The following is a 25,578-nucleotide window of genomic DNA, read 5'->3' on the forward strand; positions in this document are numbered from 1 at the left end:
AAACGAGAAAACATGACCAATAAGTCATAGTTTTACCGTGGTGCAAGTGCACCACGAGCAAGCAGACATTAAAGAAAGCGCTTTACTCTCGCTGCCGTAAATTTAGCAGTTTCTCCCGAAGCGTCATTCAAGTACAATTTCGCCTTTACGAAACGCAACACAATTTCACGGTCAGGAGCAACAATGTTAACCGCGCAACAACTCGCCACTATGCTTTCTCTTCAGGATAAAATGAACGCCAAAGTAAACCCAGACTGGCTAAATGCTGGTTACGGATACTTGCGTGCAGCAATGGTAGAGTCAGTTGAAGCAATTGAACATCACGGCTGGAAATGGTGGAAAGCACAGCAAAAAGACTTGCCACAGCTTCAAATGGAATTGGTGGATATCTGGCACTTTGCACTAAGTGCCTGCATTATTGAATATAAAGGCGATATCGCTGAATCTGCAAAAAGTATTGCTTCTGAATTAGCAAGTGGCAAAACGCTAGTAACCTTCGATGGAAAGGACTACGACGCGTCAAATCTGTCGCTTCTTGATAATTTAGAGCTCATGACGGGCCTTTGCGCCGCCAAACGCTTTAGCGTGCCACTATTCATGTTCATCGTAAGCCAGTGTGAAATGTCAGCTGACGAACTTTATCGTCAGTACGTAGGTAAAAATGTGCTCAATTTTTTCCGCCAAGATAACGGCTATAAAGAAGGCACTTACATAAAGGTGTGGGAAGGTCGTGAAGACAACGAGCACCTGGTAGAAGTAATGGATGCCCTAGATTTAACGAAGCCAGAGTTTAGCGACTTAGTGTATGAAGGGTTACGCTCTCGCTACCCTTCTTAAAGCGACCATTGCGTTTCGTTTGACGCAATTTAGCGCCGCTGTAATGCTTATAGCCCAACACAGTTTCAATGCTTATTGCGCCTCCTGCTAATAACAAAAAAGCTCTGTCATGGACAGAGCTTTTTCAATTAGTGCCAAAGCAAAAGACTCAACGAGGATTTTACGCGTCAACCCAAACTAATTTGTCGCGATAGCTACCTTGGATAATATCAACAAAGCGGTCTTCTAAAACATGACGCTTTACTTTGAGCGTCGGAGTCAGCAAGTCGTTTTCGATGCTCCATTCGTTTTTCATAATGATAACGCGATCCATAACTTGATGGCTTTCCAGTTTTGCGTTGATAGCTTCGAATGTTTTCTTAAGGCTTGCTTCAATGCCCGCTTTGTCTTTTTTCTGCGCTTCTTCACTAAGCACTAGCAAAGCCACAGGTTGAGGCAAATTAGTCCCCGTTACACACACTTGCTCAACAATAGGGTTTTCCATGAATTTTGCTTCAATCGGCGCTGGCGTAACATACTTACCCTTCGCGGTTTTAAAGATGTCTTTTAAACGACCAGTAATTTTAACGTAGCCATCAGCATCAATGACCCCTTTATCGCCAGTGCGCAGATAACCATCCTCAGTAAAGACTTCAGCCGTTTTTTGTGGTTCCAAGTAGTATTCCAGCATGTTGCACGGCGACTTAACTTGAATCTCACCTTCTTCTGACGTGCGAATGTCTACGCCGTCGTATGGCTTGCCGATACAGCCGATTTTATCATGACGGAAAGGTACACTGCCGGTACCATAGGCACTGTTTTCGGTCATTCCCCATCCCTCAGAAATGTAGATACCAATTTTCGCGAACCATTCAATGACTGCTGGTGCAAGTGGCGCCGAACCACTTGCCCACAAACGTGCGTTATTAATGCCCAAGCCATCGCGAATTTTCTTCGCAACAATTTTGTTCAAAATTGGAATTTTAAGCAGCGTATCCAGTTTCTTCTGCGGCATTTTCGCTAACACGCCCATCTGGAACTTTGTCCATAAACGCGGTACCGAAATAAATAGCGTTGGCTGACAGTGACCTACATCCCGTTGGAAGGTAGTTAAATCTTCTACAAAGTGAATTTTGCCACCACTGTAGTAGCTTGAAAGCTCGACCAGTACACGCTCTGTAATATGCGCAAGTGGTAAGTAGCTCATTGTGCGATCGTTTTGGTTAATACCCAATTGATCGAGCGAGCGACGCGCTGCCCAACAAGCTGTATTGTAACTGTGCACCACCCCTTTAGGCTGACCAGTACTACCAGACGTATAAATGATTGTCATCAAATCATCCATATCAGGTACAGGCGAGTCTGTTATGGGCGCGATATCCATAAACGCTTTCCACTGTTGCTTAGTAGCAATGTTTGGATAAGGAAAGGCAACCGTTAAATATTCTGAAGGAATAGAGGCAACTTGTTCCGCAGTATTATCTAGTTTTCCAACGAACAATAGCTGTACGTCAGCATGTTTCAATACATACTGGACTGTGTCTGGACCGGCTGTTGAGAAAATAGGTACCGACACGTGACCTGCCATCATAATGCCCAGATCAGCGATAAACCACTCAGCACAGTTTTTTGAAAAGATACCTATACGGCTGCCTTGCGGGAAATCGAATTCACGTAAACGTGCTGCCACTTTTCTGGCTTGTTCGGCGACTTGCTTCCATGTGTAGTCGTGGTATTCACCGTTAATAGGCTGCGTAAGAAATACGTCGTTCCCACGGCTCTGTTCCCAGTGGTACAACATACTTAATGGCGATGTTATTACTTCCGTGGTATTTGCGTTTGCTGTCATGTCTAGCGGCATAAGTCACTCATATGTTGTTATAATGTAGCTCATTTTTACAATGATTTCACAGACTTCTAATAAGCCCTATTTTTTATTGAAAAACAAGCTTTTTAAACAAGCGTTTACATTCTATGCGACGAATAACAAGGCTTTAGAGGCTAAATTTAGTTTTCTTATAGATTTGGCTTTTGAATCTTTATGGTCTTATCTGTTAGAAAAACGCGGTAAATATCGACGTTTTACCACGCTTTAAATAACAGCGGTACAACTTCCTCGGCGGTACAAGGCTTGGCGTAGAAATAGCCTTGGTGGAAATAACACGCTTTTCCAATCAATTCTTCTGCTTGCGCTTTTGTTTCAACGCCTTCCGCAACACAACTCATATTCAAGTTATTCGCTAACGTAATGGTTGTTGTTACCAGCGCTTCGTTTGCATTACCCGGCGCCATTTCGTTAACGAAGCTCTTGTCGATTTTTAATACCGACAACGGATAACGCTTTAAATAGCTTAAAGACGAGTAACCTGTACCAAAATCGTCAAGGGCTAATACAAAACCTTCTTTCACAAACCGATTAATCTGTCTTAACGCATTGTCACTGTCATCCATCAATACGCCTTCGGTAATCTCGAATCGAAACGCTTCTTTGGGTAGATTGAACTCATCAAGCAGGGTTAGCACACCGGTTAAGTCGAATTCGGTTTTGAAGTGAAGTGCAGATAGATTAATAGAGACAAACCCCGTGAAGCCTTGGCTGTACCAGGACGACAAGTCCTCTGCCGCTCTTCGCATTGCCTGTCGTGTAACTTCTATTATGTACTTCAATTCTTCAAGTACCGGAATGAACTGATCGGGGAAAAGAGGCTCGTTATCCAGTTTTCCTCGCAGCAGTAACTCAACCCCAATAGTGGTATTGGTTCTGGCATCTATAATTGGCTGGTAGTGATTGAAGAAGCAGTCATCTGAATAGGCTCGTTTTACTTTATTTTCAAGCTGTAAACGCGTTTTGGCACGTTCATTCATGTCTGTCGTAAAGTAGGTAAAGCCGCTTAATGCGTCCTTCTTCGCCGTATACATAGCCACATCAGCCTGCTTGATAAGCTCAGCAGGCTCAGAGGCGTCTTCGGGATAAAACGCCACACCAATACTGCACGAAACACGAAGCACTTCCTCTGCTAACGATATAGGCGTTTCTACTGATTCAATGATTTGTGCCACGAATGAGCTCAAGTCGTCATTGGCATTAACTTCCTCAATAACAATAACGAATTCATCGCCGCCTAATCGCGCAACGGTGCCCGACTCAGCCACAAGGTTTCGCATTCGGTTGGCTACAATGCGCAGCAGTTTGTCACCGTAGTCATGCCCAAGTGAGTCGTTAATACCTTTAAATCTATCCAAGTCAACAAACATCACCGCCACACGATGCTCATGATGACGGGCAAGCCCAATAGCATGCTCCAGTCTGTCTAGCAGCAATGTTCTGTTGACCAAGCCTGTTAAGCCATCGTAGGTCGCGATTTTCAGAAGTTTGCGCTCAGCATTTTTTTGTTCTGTGATGTCGGAAATAACAATTAGGTAATGCTCTGCAGTATTACTTTCGCCACTTACCGCTGTTATATCAATAAGCACGTCGTAGCGCTTGCCATCAGCACCATCGATCACGGCCTCGTCTTTCCAAAAATCCCCTCCCTGCATTTCCGGTAATTTGCCAGAAAGGTGTCTATTCAACGTTGGGTAACGCAAATAAAGTCGTGCCAACTGCTTGGGTAACGGCTCTTTATTATTAAAGCCGAACACGTGTTCAAAAGCTGGGTTCGCGGCAACTAAACGCTTTTCTTTATCAAAAATTAAAACCCAGTCTCGAGTTTGTCTAAAAGCGTCACTGAATAGCGTTACCTGCTGCTGAGCTTTTTGTAGTCTAAACAGTTGGCGTTGACGGGAGAGTAAATATGCTACGAATAAACTTACGATGAGCGCTGCGTAAATAGTATATGCAAGCGGTGAACGCAGAGGCGCATGTGGCATATAAAGCGTAATTTCAGCCGGTAGCACGTTATAGTCGAAACTACCTGGCGTAGGGGCAACAGAAAAAACGTAGTCTCCCGGTTCTATGTTGGTAAAGGTTATTTTTGCATCGTCAGTCACGCCTTCTGTAACGACGCGATCACCGTTCAACAGCTTGTAGTAGTACTTTACTTTTCCTATGCCTGACATCGCTAATGACGAAAAATGGATTGTTAACCCATAATCTTCGTAATCGAGATCGAAATGATGTCCACTTAGGTTTTTAAGCGGCTGATTAAGCACCCTATTGTCTACGGCAACTTCCGTTATAGCAGTTTGCTTACTGAGCAAACTTCTTCCAACTTCCAAGCTTTCCAATTGCGATGCAGAGAAAACCACAGCGCCGCTCGTCGAACCGTAAGCCAGTCGACCGTCCTTAAGCTTTAGCGAAGCCCCCTGGTTAAACTCAGAAACACTTAGCTCTCGTCCGTAGATAAAGTTCTTGATTTGGCCGGTAGACGGATCGTAATTGTGTAACCCTTTGTGCGAACTAAACCAGATATTGCCTGCTTCGTCTTTTTGCAGCCCGTAAACAATGTTTGATAATAAAATATTCGATTCGTTTAGGTTGTACAACGGCTCAAACGTGTCTGCGTCTATACCAACCAACCCTACGCCACTGTATGCAAGCCACAGCACCCCCATATCGTCGATAACCCACGACGATATAGAGCGATCTCGGCCACGCTGTAGCTCTGAGAATCGATAGACCAATTCATGCTGAAACGTCTCTGGGTCGATTAACCACAAACCACCTTCGGTAGCAAAAAATAATCGATCATTGTGGTAATGAGACTGCCCCAAGAAACCCAATGAAAAATTTATGTCAAAAACACGAGGGTCCAGCTCTAAAGAGGAAATTTCTTTTTCGTCCACGTCATACTTTACAAAACCTTCGTTGCCAATAAAGTACAAATCCCCTTTATCTGAAAGCATCATTCCCGTGCCATACGCATCAAATATGGTGTCATCGCCACCTTTTAATACCTCTGGCCGGTTAGCCTCCCCTGTTTCCATATCAAACAACCGTATTCCGTTGTACGTATTGAGAAACAATTCGCCACTTTGGGTTGGAACAATTTTGTCTACGGCTCCTTCACCAATAATCGCTCTTTCACTTTTTGAATACAGATACTTCTCAGACTTTTTTGTCGTGAAATCATAGTGATTAAGCCCATTTTCTGTACCTATCCAAATTTTATTAGGCTCAGTCTCGGCAAACGACCACACCACATGGCTAGTCAAAACACTAGCCTCACCTGCTCGTTCATTCTGGATGGCAAAAATATCCGCACTTTTCACACCGAAATACAGCGCGCCAGCATAGACTGAACTTAACCAGAGGTTGTCAGATTCATCTTTGGCAATGGCGATAATTTTTTTGTTTGAAATTTCGGTGAAACCGTTATGCGGTTCTAAGATGTGTTCGTATTCCCAACCACCTGCTTTTTTACTCAGCTGATATAGCCCTTTATTAGTGCCCATCCAAAAAGCGTTGTCTTTGTACTGAACCAACGTCCACACGTTTCTGTCGGATACGACCTGTGTAAAGACATGTTCTTTTTCGCCTTGTACCTGCTTGAGAAAATCTTGTTTCTGAGCAACAAATACGCCCAAAACCGTTGAAATCCACACCCTATCCTTATCGTCTAAAAGTAGAAACTTTGCATTGCCGTTATCGAGGTTTTCGGGAATATCCCCCAGGTAATCAAGTCGACGTAAAGGCTGTTCTAAATTGTTGATATTTTTGACGTACACCCCCGAGGTAGTGGCTACCAGTAAGGTGTCTTCAACGGTGATTGCCGCCCGGATGCTTTGGCTATTACCCAACAGCGGCTCAGGGAGCTTTGCTATTCGCTCAAGGGTTTTAGTTTGCGTGTTAAATTTATGCACTTCTTCTGTCAGTGCAATGATAAGGTGCGTGTCATCTTGCCAATGAAAGGTTTCCGCATGTTGCACAAAACCTTCAAAGTCGTGGTAGTACGTTGGCTCTAATTGCACCACATCCTGAGTGGCTAAATCGAGATAATAAACTCCTCTGCCGTACACGCTAAACCACAACGCTTCAGTACCTTGAAGGGCAAGTCGATAAATGGATGAGTCTATAAGAGAATTGTCTGGACCTGCTACTCGTTTAGTTCTTACTCCATCCCAACGAACCAAACCACCTTCTGTGGCTATCCACACAAAGCCATCTTCGTTTATAACAATGTCGTTGACGATATCTTGCGGAAGGCCATTTTTGGTCGATAAAGACTGAAAGACGGGATTAGATAATCGCGGTGAGGCCACCGCTTGTAGGCTTACAACTAAAACCAGCAGTAAAAGATAGTTGAAATATCTCATCAAAAATGGGTCGCACGTTTTAAATTTTTATTATAAACCCAAGTGTAACAGAATGTTTTAAACTTGGGCAGCTTCTAAAATGAGGTTTTTATAAACGTGAAGGAAACATCTATCGCATTGATAAATAAATATTAATTTTTCTAAAGCGTACAATATGAACAAAAGCAAAAGGCGCGTCCGACTAAATACACTTAGGGCTATTTCGATATTTTTATTTTACTCTTGCTGTACAGGAATGCGACCAACTGAAACAACCTGTCTGCGAATGCTTGGCTGTGGCGCTAGCCTGTACAAATCACCGTTCTGGCCTACATAGGTCTTTTTAATACCGCACGCTTTAGCAATATTTGCATGTGCTTGAAGGTGTTGATGCTCGCCGTGAACCGGAATAGCTATGGTAGGTTTTACCCAATGATACATGAGCTTTAATTCTTCTTCACAGGGGTGACCGCTGGCATGAATTGGCAGCGTGCTATCTTCACTGTGAATAACCGTTACTCCCTTTTCCTGCAGCGCTTTACTTAGTCGGCCTACACTTTCTTCATTTCCAGGAATAACTATCGAAGAAAATAGCACAGTATCCCCTTTGTCTAAACTAAGGTGAGGGTGAGTGTCTTTTGCAAAACGCGCCAGCGCGGTATTTTTCTCGCCCTGGCTGCCTGTCGCTACGGCTAAAACTTCATGGGGGGGAAGATAACCTAAATGTTGGGGATCGGTCACAGGTAAATCGTCTGGCCAAATGCCCTGTTGCTTGGCAATGCCGTACATGTTCATTAACGAACGACCGTACAGCGCCATGTAGCGCTTAGTTTTCTTCGCGACTTTAGCCAGCGAAATTAGCCGTGCTATATTGCTACCAAAGCATCCTACCACCGCTCTCCCCTTTAACGGCGCGATAGTGCTTAATAGGCCGTCGTAACAATTTCTCTCTGAAATTGAAAAGCCCGGTTTTGTTGCATTGGTAGAGTCGCCAACCATGGCAAGAATATTCTCACTGCCTAGTCGCTTGTAAAGGCTAACGTCAAAAGGTAAACCTGTTATGGGGTTGGCATCAATTTTCCAGTCTGCTGTATGCAATACTGTGCCTACTGGTGTATTGATTTTTAGTGCGAAGGGTTCTGGAAGCGAATGAGTAATGGCTAGCCAGTTAACGCTAAAAGGCCCAATTTGCTTGGTATCGCCTGCATCGACTTCATTAATGGCAATACGATTAGCCAATTTGCTCCTTGCAAGCTTTCGCCTTAACACTTCGGCGGTAAAAGACGTAGTATAAATTGGCTTTTGGAAACGTTCCCAAAGGTAAGGAATTGCGCCTACATGATCTTCATGGGCGTGGGTAATGACAATGCCAGCCAGTGCTTCTTTTTGTTTAGCAATAAATGAAGGGTTCGGAGCCACAACGCGATGCGTAGTGGCTTTGAAGGTATTCTGGTTAGACGCTTGGCTGACGCCTTTGTAGGCAGGTACGAGAGGCTCATCAAAAGAAACCCCACAGTCAACCATTAACCATTGACCATCGTGACCATACAAATTGAGGTTCATCCCAATTTCGCCCGTTCCGCCTAACGGAAGAAACCACAAATCATCAGCAGATGGGTGCAACAAAACGGCTATTACCTTTTCTCAGAGCATTGAATATTAGTTTGACGTTTAAATCTATGAGCGCAGAGCCATCATTCGTGCAATTCAGCATTAAGTTGGTCTATCACTTCGGCCCACGCAGCGTCTTCAACAATGGCATCTTTCAAAAATGCAGACTGACTTTCATTCCAATAAGGCGCTTCATGAAGATGTTGGCTCTTATTCAGCCCTCGATGTGTTTCAAAAAATTCAGCAATTTCTTCGTCTGAACTTCCTAAACCTAGTTGGCTGAATAGACTATTCATTGTGGGTTGCTCAGTAAACATAACGCCTCCTTGGGTTATCAATTAAGGGCACAATAAACGCCAGATACGTTGTACCCAACTAACTTTTTTATGCCCCATTTGCTTACTGGATAATTACCCTTTGTCTTCCCCTTGAGATCACATCTTAAAGGTAGTCAGCGAACTCTTCTGGCGTAATCACCTCTCCTTCTTCAGCAGGTACAGGACATACAATGACCATTAATTCATCTTGCGTCATGCCCGGCACCCACTTAGTCAAAAACTCTTCGGTGCTTAATTCCATCGCTTCACAGTGTGCCCAGTCTTCGGTTGCCCACAACAGTGCTAACTCAGCATCAGGCCAAACCGGAACACCATCTTCTTCATCAGTAGTTAGCATTACGCAGCCGTGCTCATCTTTAAGAATGAAGAGTTTCTCTTCCGCTTTAATTGTTGCAAGGCTTGCTTCTAGTCGTTGAAATGCGTTTTTTTCCAATAAAGGATGTAATTGTGACATAAGTTTCTCTCTTTAATTCTGCGATTCACATGCCTTTAAATTAGGCACCGTGGGTAAATTTATTGGCAGCGGTTAACACGCTTTAGACACGCTTTCTATTATCTCTGCTAGACCCACTCGTCTGACTTGCTTCATGCTGTGCACATACACCTTAAACGATACGTTTTCTAACGTTTCAATTCTGGTCACTATCACACTACCGGGTAACTGACTCTCAACGTTGGTCGGTAATACGGCAATACCACCTTCGCTCTGTAAATTGTTGAGCGCAAGATTCAACGAATTGGTTCTTAACTTTGCATCGCGAAGTTGAGGGTAAGCAGTAAGCAACCAGTCTCTTGCCTTAGTTCCCCAATCAATAGCCACAAAATCTGCTGCATCAATAGTCTCAGACGCTTGTCCAATTCTATATAGCGCCAAATCCTGCTCTAGCAATACATCACTGTTTACTTCTTCAGATTTCAACGGTTCAGTGGAGAATGATAAGTCTGTCACCCTTTCGTGCAATTGTCGCGAAAGGGTATCTAACGTAAGAACTTCAGCCTTTACTGACCAATCGGGAAACGAGTTGTGTAGGTGACTGAGCATCTGAGGCAATAACAGCTCGCTCGCCAGCTGTGTTGCGCCGCAAACAACATATTCAGAGGATTGAATTTGGAGCTCTTGTTTTGCTTCGTTTAGCGTTGCGCATAATTGCCTAGCGTAAGGCAGAAGTTTCTCACCAGATTGAGTGAGCTGTATACTGTTGCGTTGCCTAATAAAAAGCGTGGTATGAAAATACTCTTCAAGTAGCTTTATGCGCGCACTGACTGCAGATTGAGTAAGGTAAAGGTTTTCAGCCGCTTTACCAAAGTGACGAGTTTTTGCCACCTCTATAAAGGTGGTGAGAAAGCGTATATCCATGCTTATTGTACAACCGAATCAAAGTGGGTCTAAATTGACACAGATAATACGGCAAGTAAACACAAAAGCACAGAAGCGCACCGCTATAAACGGTACGCTTTATTAAAATTTCACCAACTCGCTGAATTAATACTCTTCTTGGTGCAGGCGACGCTGTTTGTCACGGCGTTGCAGGTCACGCTTCTGCTTTTCCTTTACAGTACTTTGACGTTTGGAATTTGGCTTTTTAGCGTGAAAATCTTCCTCTTCTACCGAGTCCCATTCATCACGCTGGTAACGATAGTCTTTACTCATTGACTTCTCTGGGTTGTTAACACACCTCAATTATTATCTTAAGCGACAAAATAGAAAACGAATTTTAATCATCGTAGCGACAAGAATTTTTGATTATTCCCATCAGTGATTTTCATAGACTTTTAACGTCCGACTCATTTACGCTCGTGTAATAGCGACACCCATTGCAGGGCCAATAAATAAAAACTTACATTTCACCTTAATTTCAAAAGCTTAGACATATCACGCTTGAGGTTATCCCCTCGCACTTTCTGTATACTTTTCAAACGTAATCTAAAATTTAGTGTTAGATTTTATACCGTTAAAAATTTTTTATTGATAAGAGAAAAATCTTTTGTTTTATCTTCGTTTTTAATTATCTTAAAAGTGCGCTGAACAAAACATTACGTTGGGTACAACATGAAAAGTTTAGCTATTCGACAATCTGCAAAACCTTATATTGACCGTCAGAAGTTTCCATACGGTTTTCGTAAATCAGGTGACTTCAGTATTACTGAAGCCGATCTTCTAACCCACTACGGCAAAACACTGCTAGGACTTGAAAGTGGCGAGTTGTCGCCTGAAAGTGATGATGAGAGACATTTCGTCGAATTCGTTACAGGTAAAGTTGAAGCTAGCAATAACCTAGAAAAAGCCTGGGCGAAATACGTCAGATTAGCAAGGGGCAAAAAGCACTTCTACACCCTTCACAGCAGTGCGAGTAACCAATCAGACTATGATGAAGACTACTCTGATGAAGAATTCGATGTAGCATAATGCTACAGCATTACTAAAAAGCTCGCTCCGGCGAGCTTTTTTGTTATTGAACAAATGATCTCAATCAACTTCAGACAAGAACAAAATGAAGAAACATTAAGGACTGTCTACACTTAGTAGTAATACAGAGTGATGTGCAGTGAATCATGCATTTCATTCTGAAAAACGAGCCAATGCAAAGGAGGCGCAACGATGATCATTAGTTCAAAACAGCTTACTCACTTTTCTATACATGCCCTTGATGACAAAGTGGGCGGCATCCGCGATATCCTTTTCGATGACGAAACCTTCACTGTTCGCTACTTGGTCGCAGATACCAATACTTGGCTACCGCTTAGCCGTAAAGTGGTGATATCACCTATATCTGTCAAACAGTTAGATGAAGATAGTGAGTCTGTTCATATCAATATGACAGTTGATACATTAAAAAACAGCCCCTCTATTGACGAACATAAGCCTGTGTCACGTGAATACGAAGAAAATCTCTTCAAATATTTTGGTTACGGATACTATTGGATTGGACCAGGAGCTTGGGGGGAGTTCGCACATCCAAATGAACTGGTCGAATTACAGCGCGCTGAAGAGTCTGAAACTGAAAACCCGAAAAAGAGCACCAACCACCTAAGAGCAGTGGGCGAAGTTGGTGGGTATGAAGTTGCTACAACCACTGATAACGTGGGCCACATCAGTAACTTCGTCATTGACACCGAGAGCTGGAAGATAATCATGCTAGTGGTAGATACCAACAACTGGCTTCCGGGTGGCAAACATCTCGCACTTCTACCTAGCGATATCGAAAGTATCGACTGGGCGGCGCACAGCGTAGTAGTCAATTTAAGTCACGACGAATTGGTTGATAGACCTGAAGTGGAAAGTGAAAAAATATCTGAAGAAGGCTATGTGCCTATGCTTTGCGAGCAACTGAATAAAAACGGAAATTAATAACCGAAGAATGTCACTGTTGGCGATTTTTAGTTAGGAACTTTACAATGTCCGTTGTTGAAGGCGGACATTGTAGCTTAGGATACAAAAAGAAGATTACTCGCAGAAAAATTCGTACATCAAAGCAATCAAACGCTTGACGCGCTCGTCTGCTAAGCGGTAGTAAATAGTTTGACCTTCCCTTCTTGTGGCCACCATTTTTGATTCTCGCAATAAAGCAAGATGCTGAGAAATCACTGGCTGCGAGACGCTAACAACTTCGAGAAGTTCGGTTACCGATTTTTCCTCTTTCAGCAACGAACAAAGTACCATAAGGCGTGTTTTATTCGCGAATTGCTTTAGGAAGATCTCGGCTTCCGCAGCGTGTTCCATTATATCATCTGAACCTATTACCATATCCTCGGACATAAGCACTCTCTATCTGTAAAGTATTTCGGCACCAATTTAGCCATTTACTATACTAAAGTATAAGACATTTTGCCGACCTGCCAATTTATGCGACGAATCCCTGTATTTTACATTGTTTTATTACGCTGACATCAATATATTAGATTTTACTTATTTTAACCAAGTTTAGGCAAAAAGGAAAAGTATGCTTATAGATATGAAGACTCGAATAGAAAACATAGACGATAACTTACGCACTGTATCTGCGGAGCAAGCGGCCAGTGAGTGCCGAAACAATAGCGGTATACTGATTGATGTACGGGAGAGTGCCGAAGTTGCCAATCAGCCCGTACCTTCTGCGCTTCACATACCACGCGGCGTGCTCGAAATGAAGGCACTGGAACAGTTTAAAGATGCTTCAGCGCCACTTTATATTCACTGTGCGTCGGGCATTCGAGCAAAACTAGCAGCAGAGCAACTTATAAAAATGGGCTATGAGAACGTTTCGGTTGTGACATGCCCTGTACCCACGATAAACCAAGCAAACCGAAAATGACTTCTTAACCACGTGTATGCTATAAGTATCGTTAATTAAGAGTTTTAAGGCGCTGTATGCTGAAATCTACGTTAGAACAATGGCGAATGTTCAAAGCCGTCGTCGATGCAGGCGGCTTTAATCAAGCTGCTGCTGAAGTTCACAAAAGTCAATCGAGCGTTCACCACGCGGTTCAAAAGCTTGAAAACGCCATTGGTGTGTCGTTGTTTGAGAATATTGGACGTAAAGTCCAGCTTTCGCCGCAAGGCGAACTTATGTATCGCCGTGCCTCTTTTTTGCTGAGCGAAGCACACAAGCTCGAGGCCGTTGCCAATAGCCTTCAATCTGGCACAGAAACAACTTTACGCATAGCGGTGGATATTATTTTTCCGTCTGAATTGCTTTATAACGTGCTAGCGAAAGTTTCTGCTGAGTTTCCGCTGCTTCGTATCGAGATAGAAGAAACTGTGCTCAGTGGCGCAAATTCACTTTTGAGCAATGGTAAAGTTGATTTAGGCATCTCTCCTTTCGTATTTCCAAATGGTTTTAGCGAAGACTTGTGCGAAATTGAGTTTGCAGCTGTCGCTCACGCCGACCATCCACTACACCAATTAGATAGAACGCTCACACTGGAAGACTTAAAAGCGCATCGTCAAATTGTGGTAAGGGATTCATCCGCGGAACGTAAAGCTGATGTGGGCTGGTTAGGTGCAGAGCAACGCTGGACCGTAAGCCACGTTAGAACGTCATTAGATATTATTGCTCAGGGGTTGGGTTTTGCGTGGCTGCCTATAGCAATAATTAAAGATGAGCTTGAAGACGGTACACTCGTTCCCCTTCCCCTGGATAATAATGCAGCATTGCGTAAGGCGCTCCTTTATCTGTCTTTTGAAGACGGCGATACGTTGGGGCCAGCTGCCCGTGCTTTTATTGGTGAGCTACGATATCAAACAATGAACCTTCCATCGTCAGATTTTATGCTCGATTCGTGTACTGAGTAGTTTGTCCATCAGCTTAGAGCGACTGCAAGGCGTTCAAATCCAAGTATAAAGCCAAATAGCGATAATGAAACACCAACTAACGCCACAGCACCATCGTCTGTGGCCATGCCTATTGCCATAATAAAAACAGCAAAAGCGGGAATAAGGCCCATAAAGGGAATAAGCTCCAGAGGAATCATTACAAGTCCGCAACCTGCACAACATAATGCGATGAGTGATCTGAACACAGGCTGGCGCATGAAAAAACACCGAGGAACTAAAAAGCGGTCTACGCGTACTGCATACGGTTTAACCTTTTCGACAATGTAGCGAAGCTGATCGGCGTCACAGTTTAGTTGCATCACTTTTTGCGGTAACCAAGGATGCCTACGACCGAGTAAAATTTGCAACGCGATGAGTAAAATTGTCCCACCCGCTAAAGATGGGATCCCAGGGATGGCCCCAATCGGTGTGCAAGCGATAAAAGATGGCAGCGCCAACATTGGTCCAAAGCCTCTTTTCTCCATCACATCCCAAAACTCAGCAAACTCGAACGTATCTTGTCTTGCTCGCGGCTGCATTTTCCCCAACAACTCGTACAAGGTCATTGATCTTACAGCTGTTTTTCCCCACATCTTCAATTCCTTTGATATCACATTACCAGCGAACGTCGCATTAATCAGACGGGCTCCTCGCCTAATTAATATACATTTCTTGCACCTACTCGATTTGCCATAGTGAGATTGCAAGTAACCTTAGACAGGCAAATCGTGCGAAAAATATGCCATCGATTGCATGTGACGGTGTGTTGAAGACAGGAATACTTTTTGCAAATGCCCCTGATAAGTAGAATAAAATCACCTAATAAAACAAAGACAGATATAGACATTCTGTACTTTAGTGCGATGTGTACCGCTGATCGCAAAGAGTTGATAAATTAGAAGAACGTAGCGCAACCGACTATCCCTGGCATCTAGGCAAATGTTCAAGATTTCCGGGTTGCTTGAAGCGTTTAGATATTTTCCGATGCGCTTACGCCTTATCAATTTAAACCAGCGTACAAATAAACTTTAAATATGCGCTTTAGCATTCAGTTGTTAATAGCGTATGATAAAACTATAACATTGATTCTATTCCATATTTTTTCTGAATAGGAAACGAAAGAAGAGAGGGACATCCACGTGCTTACCGTACTTTTAGTTGATGACGACGCCGAGTTCACAGAAGTAGCTTGTACTATCATCGAATTTCTTGGCCACGAAGTACTTACCGCTGCCACACTCAAAGAAGCCCGCGACTGGTTAGAGAAAGAAACCTTTGACCATGTACTGCTTGATTTCATGCTACCCGATGGAAGCGGCGCGCACTTGTTCAATGAATTAGATGCACTTCCTAAGCGCCCTCGCGTTACTTTGATAACGGGTCACCCTTCTGTGAAAAGCGTGATAAAGGGTCTGTGTGGCCCCACGGTCGACTACCTTGTTAAGCCAATTCAACGGGAGGAAATAGAGGCCGTATTAAGTCAAAAGCCAAAAGAAAAAGCACCTGCACAAGAAAAAATAGAGAAACATTTTGACTTGCTGATTGGTGAATCACCAATTATGAAAGAGCTCTACAAGCTGATTTCTAGAGTGAGTAAAACCAGCGCTAACGTAATGCTGCTTGGTGAAAGCGGTGTAGGTAAAGAAGTGGTGGCTGCCGCAATTCATCGTGCTTCAGAAAGTGAAGGTCCCTATATTGCAACCAACTGTGGTGCATTCTCAAAAGAACTAATAGGTAGCGAACTTTTCGGTCACGAAAAAGGAGCATTTACCGGCGCTGTAGGACGTAAAGAAGGTGTTTTCGAACAAGCTGAGGGCGGCACGCTCTTTTTGGACGAAATCACAGAAATGCCCATTGATATGCAGCCCAACTTACTCCGCGTTTTAGAAAACAAGGTTGTTATTCGTGTGGGCGGAACGAAGACCATCCCGGTGAGCTGCCGCGTTGTATCTGCCACGAACCGAACAATGGAAGAGATTGCGCAAAGCAAAGTACTGCGCGAAGACATCTACTTCAGACTTGCGGTGTTCCCAATCACCATTCCTCCGCTACGTGAAAGAAAGGAAGATATTCCATTACTAGCAAAAACCTTTATTGCTGAATTCAATAAAGATAATGGCTCGCAATTTAAGTGGGAAGATAGTCAACTCGATACGTTACAAGCCTACGACTGGCCCGGTAACGTGCGTGAACTAAGACACTTTGTGCATCGCGCTGCCATTATGAGCGACCCTGAAAAGAGTGAGATTGAATTACCAAAAACCATTGAGTCACCATTTGCTCAAAAACAGAGTACGACACCGGCACTTCAAGCCGGTAGAACCATTGAAGACGTGGAAAAAGAGCTAATTTATGCCACGTTGGAAAAAGTGAATGGCAATAAGACCACCGCAGCAGAAATGCTGGGAATTAGTACGAAAACGCTTTACAACCGTCTTCATGCATATGGTGACTTAAGTAAAGACGACTAAGTAAGAGGTATTCGGCATGACTAGCGAAGAATTTTCTCGACTAAGTGTTTATGTGCATGATGCACGCAAACCATTAAACAGAATATCAATGCAAGCTGAGCTAGTAAAAATGGCATTAAACGGTGACGTTCCACCTCAAAAGGCATTGGTGGCGTTGGATAAAATAATAAGCAGTGCTAAAGACTGCAGCCATACTCTTGCTGAAATGACATCAGAGTTAAGTGGCAATGTTTCGGATTAAGTAAATGATTACTAAAGTATTGTCTTCACTATACAGTTGGATAATTTTAGTTGTTCTGGTCATTATTGTAATAACTGCTAATTCATTTTACGTAGTTAGTACATTGAATGACCTTTCTGCTCTGGAAGCGCGGCTGTTCACTACGAACCGGGTTATCAATGCAGTTAACCGCCTTCACGTTGCTGTACTTCGCGTGGAGTCTGGTCAGCGCGGCTATATGCTAACTGGCGATGAAGAATATCTTACCGACTACACCGAAACGTTAAGCGTAATCGGCGAATTAATGGATGAGGTAGAAGTAAGCTCCTTCTCTTCAGATATTAACGACCAGTCCATTCGCATCGAAGAACTTTTGTCTTTAACCAAAGCAAAAATCAATGAAGTCATTGAAGTAGTTGAGCTGTATAAAGAAGGGAAAGAGCAACAAGCTGTCATTTTAGTGAATAGTGATAAGGGTATAAAACTCTACAAACAGTTTGAAACCTTATTTAGAGAAATCGACGGTTCAGAACGGGATATGCAAGGCACGCATTTGGCCAACTTAATGAGCCTAAGAAGGGACTCCGTTAATACGCTGATCATTTCCTCTGCAACGACTCTGCTACTGATTATTACGGTATTTTTATTGCTCAAAATAAATTCCCGTGAGCATGAGAAATACCAAGCTGATCTAGAGTCTGTTAACGAAGATCTAGAATCTCGGATAGCAGATAGAACGCAAGAGTTAAGTGTTTATTCAGACGAATTAGCACGAAGTAATAGAGAGTTGGAAGATTTTGCCTTTGTGGCGTCACACGATCTTCAAGAACCATTAAGAAAAATTCGGGCATTTGGTAACCGCTTAGAATCGGGCTACAACGACGTGATAGACGAACGAGGCAAAGATTATCTTGCGCGCATGCTCAATGCAGCAGAGCGGATGTCCATGCTTATTTCAGACCTTCTCGCCTTTTCTCGCGTTTCCACACGAGGTAAAGAGTTTGACGACGTTAATCTAGACACCGTAGTGGATAGCATCATGGGCGATTTGGAAATCGCTATCGATGAAAAGTCTGCGCAAATACATGTTAGCGATATGCCGACTATTCGCGGTGACAAATCGCAATTAGAGCAGCTGTTTTTAAACTTAGTGTCTAACGCACTGAAATTTCAGAGCGAGGGCGTGAGGCCAGAAGTAACGATATCTGCAAGGGACGCGACGGAAGAAGAAACGAAAGACATTCTGCTTGCTGAAGAATATGACTGGACAAAAATCACCGTATCAGACAACGGTATAGGGTTCGAGCAATCGTTTGCTGAAAAAATATTTGCCCCTTTCCAACGCCTTCACGGTAGAAGTGAATACAAAGGTACGGGGATTGGGCTTGCCGTTTGTCGTCGTATTGTAGAACGGCACAACGGTCAAATAACCGCAGTTAGTTCTCCCGGAAAAGGGGCAACGTTCTCGATAATAATACCCAAAAATAGTGAACCGTTTGGTTCTAGCAACAATAATGGAGAAGCACACAATGACGCGTAAACAAACTCAGCCTATCAATATACTTATGGCGGACGATGACGAAGACGACCGCCTACTTACGGTTGACGCGCTCAAAGAGAGCCGCGTTCTAAACAATCTGTTTTGTGTTGAAGATGGCGTTGAATTATTAGAGTTTCTTCGACATGAAGGTAAATATACAGATCCTGCATCGGCACCGCGACCTAGTCTTATTTTACTGGATTTAAATATGCCAAGAAAAGACGGTAGAGAGGCGCTGCAAGAACTGAAAAACGACCCCAAGCTTCGCAGTATCCCAGTGGTAATTCTCACCACCTCTAAAGAAGAGGAAGATATGCTTCGCGGTTATGATCTAGGTTGCGCATCTTACATTACAAAACCAGTGAACTTTGAAGGATTGGTTGAACTAATGCGCGCGCTCGGACGTTACTGGATAGAGTTCGTAGAATTACCACACGAGTAAACAAATAAGGGTTAGTTGAATTTTTGACAACCCAAACATGTTACTCAATAAAATTTCAAAAATACCGCATCGGTAAACGAGGTACTAGATGTCAGAGGTAATAAAAATTTTATTGGTAGAGGATGATGAAGATGATTACTTCTTAACCTCTGACTATCTAGCACAGTGCGAGTCACCTACGTTTGAGTTGACGTGGGTGACGAATAGCTTAGACGCAGTAGAGGTACTAAAGACACAAAGTTTCGACCTGTGTTTGTTAGATTACTTACTGGGTGCTGAGAACGCGATTGATGTACTGGGTGTTTTAAAATCTAACCAATTCAATTTACCCGTGGTGATACTTACCGGACAGTCGGATGCTACGGTGGATGAAATGGTCATGCGAGCAGGTGCCGCAGACTATTTACAAAAATCTGAAATTGAATCACCGCGGTTTATGCGCACGATTAGATACGCCATGGTTCGCCGTGACATCGAGAACGAGCGAATTGAGCGAAACAAAGTAGAGCAAAAGAACAAGGCCAAAGATAAGTTCCTTGCGCATTTAGGGCATGAACTGCGCACCCCCCTCACCTCTATTCTTGGCTACACCGAACTGCTTTTAGACGATGCGAGAAACAGCCCTTTTCAACAAGAGTTATCTATTATTCACTCTAATGGCAAGCACCTGTTAAGCCTACTCAATGATTTGCTAGACATGTCGCGGATAATGGCAGAGAAACTTGAACTCAACATTAAAGAAGTGAACTTAAGCGCGTTTTTGACGGATATTCACTCATTAATGCGTTTAAATGCCAAAGACAAAGGACTAAGCCTTAACGTTGTTTCAAAAACAAAAATACCAGAGTTTATACACACAGATCCTACCCGCCTGCGTCAGGTATTATTGAACCTTATTTCGAATGCCGTGAAATTTACTGATAAGGGCAGTATCACGCTTACCATCTCTCTCGACGAGCCGTCTGAAAACGATTCGAGTCAAACACTGCTGCGGTTTTCTGTAGATGATACAGGTATCGGCATGCCGCCTGATAAGCTCATCAATATTTTTCAGCCTTTCGAACAAATAGAAGATGTGATGCGTGCCAATCATGGCGGAGCAGGACTGGGACTTGCCATTTGTAAAGAGCTTGTCACTAAATTGGGCGGCGACATTGATGTTAAGTCTCGTTTGGGAGAAGGCAGCACGTTTACATTTGATATAAACCCTGGCGATGTTTGCGAGCAGCCTCGTGTAGATCTTGAATTAGGCCAAATTCAACCTGTCGAGTCTAGTAGCATCAATTTAAACGTAACTGGACGCGTATTAATTGTTGATGACTTGCGAGAAATTCGACGCCTAACTGGCCACCTTGTGAGTCAATCTCAAGCTGACATTAGCTACGCTGAAAATGGCGTAAAAGCACTAGAAGCCGTTTTGCAGGCGGATGAACACAACCAGCCCTTCGATCTCGTTTTAATGGATATTCATATGCCAGTGATGAATGGCATAGAAGCCCTACATGCGATTAGACGACATGGGCAGGATATCCCAGTGATTGCCGTGACAGCAGCAAGCCGCAAAGGCTTAAGAGAATCGTTAATTCGCGAAGGGTTTAACGACGTAATTGGAAAGCCCATTGACCGGTTTGCACTGGCTAACTTGCTTTCGCAATACCTTCCGCCAGGTAATCACGTAACATTTACCAACGTGGAAGCCCAAGTTGCAGACATGCCAATGAACAAGCCGTATGCTCCAGAGGAAGAGACCGCTTATCGAGGGCTTGCAAACCCTGGGCAAGCAGAGCAGAAAATCCAGTCTACTGATTCAAATGGTAATTCAGATCAGCCTGCCAATAAGCACATACTTGTGATTGAAGACGATGAGGATGCGGCGGAGTTACTGCAATTGTTTCTTTCCCACTTAGGTCATACGGTCACTACTCAGTACAGCGGTGCTGAAGCATTACAGGCTGCAGAAAATCAAAGTTTCGATCACATTCTTATGGACCTTACCCTTCCCGATTATAACGGTTACGACTTAGCGAGTGAGCTCAAGCAAAAGCTACCAGATGCCATTCTTACTATTGTAAGCGGTCACGAAGCGGACTCCGAAGCGATGACAACCATAGGGATCAACAGTGCATTGCTCAAACCTGTCACCAAAGACGATTTAGCCTCGGTAGTGGGCTGAAAAGTTAATTTTATCGCTGCCAACCTGTACCGAATGTCGGAGGTTGAGCAGCGCATCATCAAGACCAAGAAAATATTACAGACGTAAGACACAACAGTGTGTGAGACTTGCACATAAGTACCTCACGCAACAATAGAAAAATAAAATTAAGCTATATAAAACAGTAAGATAATAGTTTGGTATACCAGTTGCAGCTATCTATGTGAACCCAAAATATTAAGGAGAGTATTATGGCTACACAAGCTTCAGCTAAATCGCAAACAGTTAAACGTAACGGTACAAACGGCGTGGCTGAGCCGAGTCACCCAGTAACGGATCAACTGAAAGATTCTCTTCATGCGTCAGTAGACAAGTTAGCAGACAGTGCAGGCATTGCAGAGGAAAACATTCGTCGCACTGCGACATCGTCTGCAGAGAACATGTCAGCGAGAAAGCGTCTGGCACAGCAAAAATGGCAGGCGTCGAAAGTACGTAGATATGCCATTGAGAACCCAGTAGCGACAGCGGGTATCGCTTTCGCAGCAGGAATGTTAGTGACGTCACTTTTACGTAAGAAGTAATACGATGACTGTACCAGATTTTCGAAGAGCAAATTTCAATTTGTGCACAGAAAATCCTTTTCGCCTGACGCCGCCCGCGGCGCAGGCGAATCCTAATGTTACGAGCAACGGTGACAATGCTAACGCTGCATCAGCAACCTCTGAACACTCTGCACAATACAAGTCAACACAACAGAACAAGTCAACGCAACAGAATTACCCCGACCCATCGTTTTCGGATATCTTCTCGGCATTCTCCGAAGCATTGACCCAGCGAAAAGCGCAGGGTTTGGCATTTCTAGAGCTCACTAACAGTGAATTGATGCTCATTAAAAAGAGTTTCTTTGTTACAGTCTTTGCATGTCTAGCGGCATTTGCAGTGGGCACTGTATGTTGGCTCATTTTAAACATCGCCATTGGCGCTATACTTCATAGTGTGGGCGTTAGCTATGTGGTAGTTCCACTCCTGTTGTTGGTGTTCAACAGCATTGCGGCCTTTTGTTTATTTAAGCTTGCACAAAATGCATTCAATTACCTGAGCTTTAGCAGACTCATACAAACGTGGCGACGGGTTTTCGGATAGTGAAAATGCTTACCATTGCGTAAAAAGCCACCGCCAATAGTGAGGAAAAGCGATGAACATTTTTTTAAAATCGAATATGAAAGATATAGCACAGAAAGAGCATGCTTATTTTTCGCAAAAACATCATGCAGATGTTGCACTTACACAAGCAAAGAGGCAATGTAAACTGATGATGGGAAAGCCTGAAACGTTGCTTGGCATCGCAACCCTTGGCGCATACAAGGGTGCGGTAGATGCAAAACCCAAAGCAAAACGCAATCAAGCCCTAATGGCAATAAGTAGGACTGCGCTATTGTCGTTATTTCAATGATCACAGTATTAAGGAATATGTGAGATGAACAACAAAAAAAATATGAAGAAAAGTCGTTTGACGCTTGCCTGTGTTGGTGTGGCGTTTAGCCTTGCAATAGTAGGTTGTTCATCGACCCCTGTAGCAGCCCCTACCCCTTATAAGTCAGCGAGTTCCAAAGCTGCCTACGGCTATTCGAGCGAAAAAATTTCTGAGAACGAATACAAGGTTCTTTTTAAGGCAACAGACAAAACTCCTGCTGATAAAGTACAGCAATATGCCCTTTACAGAGCAGCGGAAATTGCTGAAAAGCAAGGCTTTACCTATTTAGCTATTGTTAAAACCAACGTGGATAAAAAGCCAGTTGTTGCGCGAGAAGTTATGGCGAACAAGGAAGAGCCCGTGGCATTTCAAACAGACAGGCAGTGCACTATGTCAGGCTGCGATGAAGTGGCACAGCCTATGGCCGTCCCAAGCTCAAACGACGTTGTGAAAACTCAAATTAACGACATCTACTTTACTATTAATGTAATGATGGCGAATGATAAAACCCGTCTAGGTAAAAATGCTTTTACTGTCTTAGAGGTACTATCAGAGCCTCTTGAGCCAAAAAATGGCAACTAGCTGAGCGTTTTGCCGCTCACTTATGCTCTAAAACATCAGTTTTAATAGAAATGCTTTTCAGGCCCTAGTTGCAATTATTGAAAAGCATCGCTCAAACACATGAGCAAAACCGTAATGTGTATTAAAGCCAACAACCTGTGCACTAGTCTTTATTACTTTTCTGTTGTGGCTAACAGACCACTGGCTAACTGCATTCTTCACTTTTCTACAAACTTGACCGGTGTCATATTCGTTTCTTCTTGAAAAAGTCGATGACACTGCTGCTATCACAGCTCTTTTTTCTAATTTATAGCTGTTATCCATTCTCCTGAAGTGCTTCCTGGATTTTTAATGGCCCGTTAATCTTCTATTAATGTTGTACAAAAGTCTCCGTCATCATAGCTAGCTATCATTAAACCCATGAACTGCAGAGCAGATTTATAAACCTCTAGCAACAACGTTGTAGCGGTACTGCTCTAAGCAATTGAATCAGGTAATAGCACATATTTATTTTGCAAATGACTAAGGAGTCAGGCGATGAGAAAGCTAAGCACGTTAATGACAAAAACTACTCTTGTAGCAGCTACAGTAATGTTGGTGACTGGTTGCAGTGCAGTGGCAAAACCGCAGATGGAGCATTCAGCTAGTTCGAATGTTCCGGCGTTAAAAGCTAAAGCACTCGACAACGCATTACTTTATTCCGACGAATGTATTACTGAGCGAGAAGTGGTAACGGCACAAAAGATGTGGGGCGACGGCATAGTGCGAATTGGTGCAGTATTTAGCAATGATGGTGATTACTCTGGCGAAGCCGCAGATTTCATCCAAGCTATGTATGGTTACGATTTAAGCAGCGTACTGTTTAAACCAACGCTTGCAGCTAACGACCAGTTCCGTTCAAGCTTCGATGCTGCGCTTTCATACTTTGTTGGCGGTAATGACGCTTACGAAGAGGACAAAGGCTTTGCTATAAAGCCATACACAAATGTGAAATTCGATAATGTGGGTATTATCAACAACAGCTGTCGCATGGCCGTGGCGATGGGCAACTACTTCTTTACCGATACAAAAGGTGGCGAAACGAAGGTGGAATACACGTTTGCCTATGTCAAAGATAGTGACGGCGACCTGCGTATTGTTGCTCACCAATCTTCGTTACCTTACAACCCAAACGGTAACTAAATAGGCCATTGCCCCTCCATTCTTAGGAAGTGTGAGGGGCGAAACACTCTCCCTTTGCAGGCAAGGCGTCCCTTCCCTTTCGCTTTGCCTCTTTTTTATTTTCAACGAGAAAAACTATGTGCGCAAAACGAATTATGACGCGTTGCGTCTTACTACTTGTGATGGCGATGACAGCCGGCATTAAGTCACACGCCGAGTCAGATTTTCAATCTTGGAACGCCCTCGCACTCACTGGAGATGCCGATGATAAAGGTAAATGGCAATTTTGGTTTGACGGTCATTTACGCTTTAAAGACGACGCATCTCGCCTAGGCGTTTCTATCGTTCGTCCCGGTGTCGGCTACAAACTATCAAGCGATACGACCTTGTGGCTGGGTGTTGCAAGAGTAACGATAGACTCAGACAACGGTTCAATTGAAGAAGACAGGGTGTGGCAGCAAGCTACGTATTCATTAAGCAAATTTATGGGCGGTACCATTTCAGGTAGAAGTCGTTTGGAGCAGCGATTCAGGAGCGATGAAGGCGGTGATACAGGCTATAGGTTCAGACAATTTATACGGTGGTCGAAACCTTTAAATGAGCAATGGTCAATGGTCGTTTGGGACGAGGTATTTTGGGCTTTGAACGACACAGACTGGGGCCAAAATAGCGGGTTTGATCAAAATAGACTTTATGTGGGACCGGCCTATCACCTCAACAAGAAATGGCGCGTTGAGATGGGATACTTACATAATCATATTGCGTCGCCAGGCGCCAATTCAGACGCCATAACAAACCACAACCTTGCACTCACGTTCTTCGGAAGCTGGTAAGGATCAAAGAATAACTCCAGCCAAAGGCCCTTAACACACAAAGAGTAAAGTTGGGTGACTAGGGCCTTACTCGATCATGTAAAAAATGCATTCGTACGTGTAATCGTGACGTTAATTGCCTGCAGTTACGGCCTGAAAACCAGAGAAAAATTAAATTATATCAATATATTTCAACAACTTAAAAAACAGGCACAAAGATAGCATTAGTTAAAGTGAAAGTAACGGAAGCAATACGAGGATTTAGTTATGTTAGGTTGGGCAATCACATTTTTTATCATCGCCATTATTGCAGCAGTTTTTGGTTTTGGAGGCATAGCAGGTGCAGCAACAGGTATCGCACAGTTTCTTTTCTTTGTGTTTATCGCGTTGCTCGTAATCTCACTTATCGCAAATGCGTTACGTGGTAGAGCACCAAGAGCCTAAGAGTTAGAA

The 25,578-nt window shown here is 43.5% G+C and carries 26 protein-coding genes; 17 read left to right on the forward strand and 9 right to left on the reverse strand.

Translation table 11 applies throughout. The features are described from left to right. The first annotated feature begins 183 nt into the window (after positions 1 to 183). On the forward strand, positions 184 to 837 hold the full coding sequence (locus tag ACFI6L_RS09185) for a dUTP diphosphatase (protein WP_014949805.1): 654 nt from the start codon (positions 184 to 186) through the stop codon (positions 835 to 837). Between the two features lie 160 nt (positions 838 to 997). Here the strand turns inward: ACFI6L_RS09185 and ACFI6L_RS09190 are convergent, their stop codons facing one another. The 7 genes from ACFI6L_RS09190 to ACFI6L_RS09220 all read right to left on the reverse strand — a co-directional run bounded on the left by ACFI6L_RS09190 (position 998) and on the right by ACFI6L_RS09220 (position 10,650). Next, positions 998 to 2,677: an AMP-binding protein gene (locus tag ACFI6L_RS09190; RefSeq protein WP_462573849.1), complete on the reverse strand. Its 1,680-nt coding sequence runs from the start codon at positions 2,675 to 2,677 to the stop codon at positions 998 to 1,000. A 221-nt stretch (positions 2,678 to 2,898) separates the two neighbouring features. After that, entirely contained in the window at positions 2,899 to 7,071 is a 4,173-nt protein-coding gene (locus ACFI6L_RS09195; protein ID WP_014949808.1) for an EAL domain-containing protein, read from the reverse strand. A 216-nt stretch (positions 7,072 to 7,287) separates the two neighbouring features. Continuing rightward, positions 7,288 to 8,676, reverse strand: coding sequence for a ribonuclease J (locus ACFI6L_RS09200; RefSeq protein ID WP_462573850.1), 1,389 nt, complete (start codon positions 8,674 to 8,676; stop codon positions 7,288 to 7,290). A gap of 68 nt (positions 8,677 to 8,744) precedes the next feature. Beyond that, on the reverse strand, positions 8,745 to 8,978 hold the full coding sequence (locus ACFI6L_RS09205) for a DUF2789 domain-containing protein (protein WP_014949810.1): 234 nt from the start codon (positions 8,976 to 8,978) through the stop codon (positions 8,745 to 8,747). 124 nt (positions 8,979 to 9,102) lie between these two features. Then, positions 9,103 to 9,453 carry a DUF2750 domain-containing protein gene (locus ACFI6L_RS09210; RefSeq protein WP_014949811.1) on the reverse strand — a complete coding sequence of 117 codons (351 nt, stop codon included), beginning with the start codon at positions 9,451 to 9,453 and terminating at the stop codon, positions 9,103 to 9,105. 72 nt (positions 9,454 to 9,525) lie between these two features. Next, on the reverse strand, positions 9,526 to 10,356 hold the full coding sequence (locus ACFI6L_RS09215) for a LysR family transcriptional regulator (RefSeq protein ID WP_014949812.1): 831 nt from the start codon (positions 10,354 to 10,356) through the stop codon (positions 9,526 to 9,528). A 126-nt stretch (positions 10,357 to 10,482) separates the two neighbouring features. Next, complete coding sequence (locus ACFI6L_RS09220) at positions 10,483 to 10,650, reverse strand: hypothetical protein (protein WP_014949813.1); 168 nt, start codon at positions 10,648 to 10,650, stop codon at positions 10,483 to 10,485. 399 nt (positions 10,651 to 11,049) lie between these two features. Here ACFI6L_RS09220 and ACFI6L_RS09225 point away from each other — a divergent pair, with 399 nt between their 5' ends. Together ACFI6L_RS09225 and ACFI6L_RS09230 are read left to right on the forward strand one after the other, a co-directional pair. Further along, positions 11,050 to 11,406 carry a MaoP family protein gene (locus tag ACFI6L_RS09225; RefSeq protein ID WP_014949814.1) on the forward strand — a complete coding sequence of 119 codons (357 nt, stop codon included), beginning with the start codon at positions 11,050 to 11,052 and terminating at the stop codon, positions 11,404 to 11,406. Positions 11,407 to 11,598: 192 nt separating this feature from the next. Continuing rightward, positions 11,599 to 12,348: a PRC-barrel domain-containing protein gene (locus tag ACFI6L_RS09230; RefSeq protein WP_014949815.1), complete on the forward strand. Its 750-nt coding sequence runs from the start codon at positions 11,599 to 11,601 to the stop codon at positions 12,346 to 12,348. A gap of 96 nt (positions 12,349 to 12,444) precedes the next feature. Here the strand turns inward: ACFI6L_RS09230 and ACFI6L_RS09235 are convergent, their stop codons facing one another. Beyond that, positions 12,445 to 12,756: an ArsR/SmtB family transcription factor gene (locus ACFI6L_RS09235; RefSeq protein ID WP_014949816.1), complete on the reverse strand. Its 312-nt coding sequence runs from the start codon at positions 12,754 to 12,756 to the stop codon at positions 12,445 to 12,447. A 184-nt stretch (positions 12,757 to 12,940) separates the two neighbouring features. Here ACFI6L_RS09235 and ACFI6L_RS09240 point away from each other — a divergent pair, with 184 nt between their 5' ends. Next, complete coding sequence (locus tag ACFI6L_RS09240; RefSeq protein ID WP_014949817.1) at positions 12,941 to 13,291, forward strand: rhodanese-like domain-containing protein; 351 nt, start codon at positions 12,941 to 12,943, stop codon at positions 13,289 to 13,291. Between the two features lie 56 nt (positions 13,292 to 13,347). Then, a complete protein-coding gene (locus ACFI6L_RS09245) occupies positions 13,348 to 14,271 on the forward strand; it encodes a LysR family transcriptional regulator (RefSeq protein WP_014976801.1) in 924 nt (307 codons plus the stop codon). An 8-nt stretch (positions 14,272 to 14,279) separates the two neighbouring features. On the opposite strand, the gene ACFI6L_RS09250 is transcribed toward ACFI6L_RS09245, so the two are convergent. Beyond that, a complete protein-coding gene (locus ACFI6L_RS09250) occupies positions 14,280 to 14,885 on the reverse strand; it encodes an exopolysaccharide biosynthesis protein (RefSeq protein ID WP_014976802.1) in 606 nt (201 codons plus the stop codon). Positions 14,886 to 15,431: 546 nt separating this feature from the next. Here ACFI6L_RS09250 and ACFI6L_RS09255 point away from each other — a divergent pair. The 12 genes from ACFI6L_RS09255 to ACFI6L_RS09310 all read left to right on the forward strand — a co-directional run bounded on the left by ACFI6L_RS09255 (position 15,432) and on the right by ACFI6L_RS09310 (position 25,569). Continuing rightward, a complete protein-coding gene (locus tag ACFI6L_RS09255) occupies positions 15,432 to 16,763 on the forward strand; it encodes a sigma-54-dependent transcriptional regulator (RefSeq protein ID WP_014949820.1) in 1,332 nt (443 codons plus the stop codon). A 16-nt stretch (positions 16,764 to 16,779) separates the two neighbouring features. Then, positions 16,780 to 17,004, forward strand: a complete 225-nt coding sequence (locus ACFI6L_RS09260; protein ID WP_014976804.1) for a hypothetical protein — start codon at positions 16,780 to 16,782, stop codon at positions 17,002 to 17,004. Between the two features lie 4 nt (positions 17,005 to 17,008). Next, on the forward strand, positions 17,009 to 18,523 hold the full coding sequence (locus tag ACFI6L_RS09265; RefSeq protein WP_014949822.1) for a sensor histidine kinase: 1,515 nt from the start codon (positions 17,009 to 17,011) through the stop codon (positions 18,521 to 18,523). Beyond that, positions 18,513 to 18,965, forward strand: coding sequence for a response regulator (locus ACFI6L_RS09270; protein ID WP_014949823.1), 453 nt, complete (start codon positions 18,513 to 18,515; stop codon positions 18,963 to 18,965). The genes ACFI6L_RS09265 and ACFI6L_RS09270 overlap by 11 nt, the downstream gene beginning before the upstream one ends. 88 nt (positions 18,966 to 19,053) lie before the next feature. Next, positions 19,054 to 21,138 carry a response regulator gene (locus tag ACFI6L_RS09275; RefSeq protein ID WP_014949824.1) on the forward strand — a complete coding sequence of 695 codons (2,085 nt, stop codon included), beginning with the start codon at positions 19,054 to 19,056 and terminating at the stop codon, positions 21,136 to 21,138. 230 nt (positions 21,139 to 21,368) lie between these two features. After that, positions 21,369 to 21,698 carry a hypothetical protein gene (locus ACFI6L_RS09280; RefSeq protein WP_014949825.1) on the forward strand — a complete coding sequence of 110 codons (330 nt, stop codon included), beginning with the start codon at positions 21,369 to 21,371 and terminating at the stop codon, positions 21,696 to 21,698. 4 nt (positions 21,699 to 21,702) lie between these two features. Continuing rightward, a complete protein-coding gene (locus tag ACFI6L_RS09285) occupies positions 21,703 to 22,260 on the forward strand; it encodes a hypothetical protein (RefSeq protein WP_014949826.1) in 558 nt (185 codons plus the stop codon). Between the two features lie 52 nt (positions 22,261 to 22,312). Beyond that, positions 22,313 to 22,570, forward strand: coding sequence for a hypothetical protein (locus ACFI6L_RS09290; protein WP_014949827.1), 258 nt, complete (start codon positions 22,313 to 22,315; stop codon positions 22,568 to 22,570). Between the two features lie 24 nt (positions 22,571 to 22,594). Further along, a complete protein-coding gene (locus ACFI6L_RS09295) occupies positions 22,595 to 23,173 on the forward strand; it encodes a CC0125/CC1285 family lipoprotein (RefSeq protein WP_014949828.1) in 579 nt (192 codons plus the stop codon). Between the two features lie 516 nt (positions 23,174 to 23,689). Then, a complete protein-coding gene (locus ACFI6L_RS09300; protein ID WP_014949830.1) occupies positions 23,690 to 24,334 on the forward strand; it encodes a hypothetical protein in 645 nt (214 codons plus the stop codon). 116 nt (positions 24,335 to 24,450) lie between these two features. Beyond that, positions 24,451 to 25,146 carry a DUF2490 domain-containing protein gene (locus tag ACFI6L_RS09305; RefSeq protein ID WP_462558028.1) on the forward strand — a complete coding sequence of 232 codons (696 nt, stop codon included), beginning with the start codon at positions 24,451 to 24,453 and terminating at the stop codon, positions 25,144 to 25,146. A gap of 246 nt (positions 25,147 to 25,392) precedes the next feature. Continuing rightward, complete coding sequence (locus tag ACFI6L_RS09310; protein ID WP_014949832.1) at positions 25,393 to 25,569, forward strand: DUF1328 domain-containing protein; 177 nt, start codon at positions 25,393 to 25,395, stop codon at positions 25,567 to 25,569. The last annotated feature ends 9 nt before the right edge of the window (positions 25,570 to 25,578 follow it).

The sequence above is a fragment of the Alteromonas sp. G4i35 genome (assembly GCF_054960375.1).

What these genes read in the sequence shown, in the direction of transcription:
- ACFI6L_RS09220 (WP_014949813.1), bottom strand. Translation starts at nt 10,650, where the DNA reads ATGAGTAAAGACTATCGTTACCAGCGTGATGAATGGGACTCGGTAGAA.
- ACFI6L_RS09260 (WP_014976804.1), top strand. Translation starts at nt 16,780, where the DNA reads ATGACTAGCGAAGAATTTTCTCGACTAAGTGTTTATGTGCATGATGCA.
- ACFI6L_RS09305 (WP_462558028.1), top strand. Translation starts at nt 24,451, where the DNA reads ATGTGCGCAAAACGAATTATGACGCGTTGCGTCTTACTACTTGTGATG.
- ACFI6L_RS09290 (WP_014949827.1), top strand. Translation starts at nt 22,313, where the DNA reads ATGAACATTTTTTTAAAATCGAATATGAAAGATATAGCACAGAAAGAG.
- ACFI6L_RS09210 (WP_014949811.1), bottom strand. Translation starts at nt 9,453, where the DNA reads ATGTCACAATTACATCCTTTATTGGAAAAAAACGCATTTCAACGACTA.
- ACFI6L_RS09300 (WP_014949830.1), top strand. Translation starts at nt 23,690, where the DNA reads ATGAGAAAGCTAAGCACGTTAATGACAAAAACTACTCTTGTAGCAGCT.
- ACFI6L_RS09270 (WP_014949823.1), top strand. Translation starts at nt 18,513, where the DNA reads ATGACGCGTAAACAAACTCAGCCTATCAATATACTTATGGCGGACGAT.
- ACFI6L_RS09195 (WP_014949808.1), bottom strand. Translation starts at nt 7,071, where the DNA reads ATGAGATATTTCAACTATCTTTTACTGCTGGTTTTAGTTGTAAGCCTA.
- ACFI6L_RS09265 (WP_014949822.1), top strand. Translation starts at nt 17,009, where the DNA reads ATGATTACTAAAGTATTGTCTTCACTATACAGTTGGATAATTTTAGTT.
- ACFI6L_RS09295 (WP_014949828.1), top strand. Translation starts at nt 22,595, where the DNA reads ATGAACAACAAAAAAAATATGAAGAAAAGTCGTTTGACGCTTGCCTGT.
- ACFI6L_RS09190 (WP_462573849.1), bottom strand. Translation starts at nt 2,677, where the DNA reads ATGCCGCTAGACATGACAGCAAACGCAAATACCACGGAAGTAATAACA.
- ACFI6L_RS09245 (WP_014976801.1), top strand. Translation starts at nt 13,348, where the DNA reads ATGCTGAAATCTACGTTAGAACAATGGCGAATGTTCAAAGCCGTCGTC.
- ACFI6L_RS09240 (WP_014949817.1), top strand. Translation starts at nt 12,941, where the DNA reads ATGCTTATAGATATGAAGACTCGAATAGAAAACATAGACGATAACTTA.
- ACFI6L_RS09215 (WP_014949812.1), bottom strand. Translation starts at nt 10,356, where the DNA reads ATGGATATACGCTTTCTCACCACCTTTATAGAGGTGGCAAAAACTCGT.
- ACFI6L_RS09250 (WP_014976802.1), bottom strand. Translation starts at nt 14,885, where the DNA reads ATGTGGGGAAAAACAGCTGTAAGATCAATGACCTTGTACGAGTTGTTG.
- ACFI6L_RS09205 (WP_014949810.1), bottom strand. Translation starts at nt 8,978, where the DNA reads ATGTTTACTGAGCAACCCACAATGAATAGTCTATTCAGCCAACTAGGT.
- ACFI6L_RS09185 (WP_014949805.1), top strand. Translation starts at nt 184, where the DNA reads ATGTTAACCGCGCAACAACTCGCCACTATGCTTTCTCTTCAGGATAAA.
- ACFI6L_RS09275 (WP_014949824.1), top strand. Translation starts at nt 19,054, where the DNA reads ATGTCAGAGGTAATAAAAATTTTATTGGTAGAGGATGATGAAGATGAT.
- ACFI6L_RS09235 (WP_014949816.1), bottom strand. Translation starts at nt 12,756, where the DNA reads ATGTCCGAGGATATGGTAATAGGTTCAGATGATATAATGGAACACGCT.
- ACFI6L_RS09310 (WP_014949832.1), top strand. Translation starts at nt 25,393, where the DNA reads ATGTTAGGTTGGGCAATCACATTTTTTATCATCGCCATTATTGCAGCA.
- ACFI6L_RS09285 (WP_014949826.1), top strand. Translation starts at nt 21,703, where the DNA reads ATGACTGTACCAGATTTTCGAAGAGCAAATTTCAATTTGTGCACAGAA.
- ACFI6L_RS09225 (WP_014949814.1), top strand. Translation starts at nt 11,050, where the DNA reads ATGAAAAGTTTAGCTATTCGACAATCTGCAAAACCTTATATTGACCGT.
- ACFI6L_RS09280 (WP_014949825.1), top strand. Translation starts at nt 21,369, where the DNA reads ATGGCTACACAAGCTTCAGCTAAATCGCAAACAGTTAAACGTAACGGT.
- ACFI6L_RS09230 (WP_014949815.1), top strand. Translation starts at nt 11,599, where the DNA reads ATGATCATTAGTTCAAAACAGCTTACTCACTTTTCTATACATGCCCTT.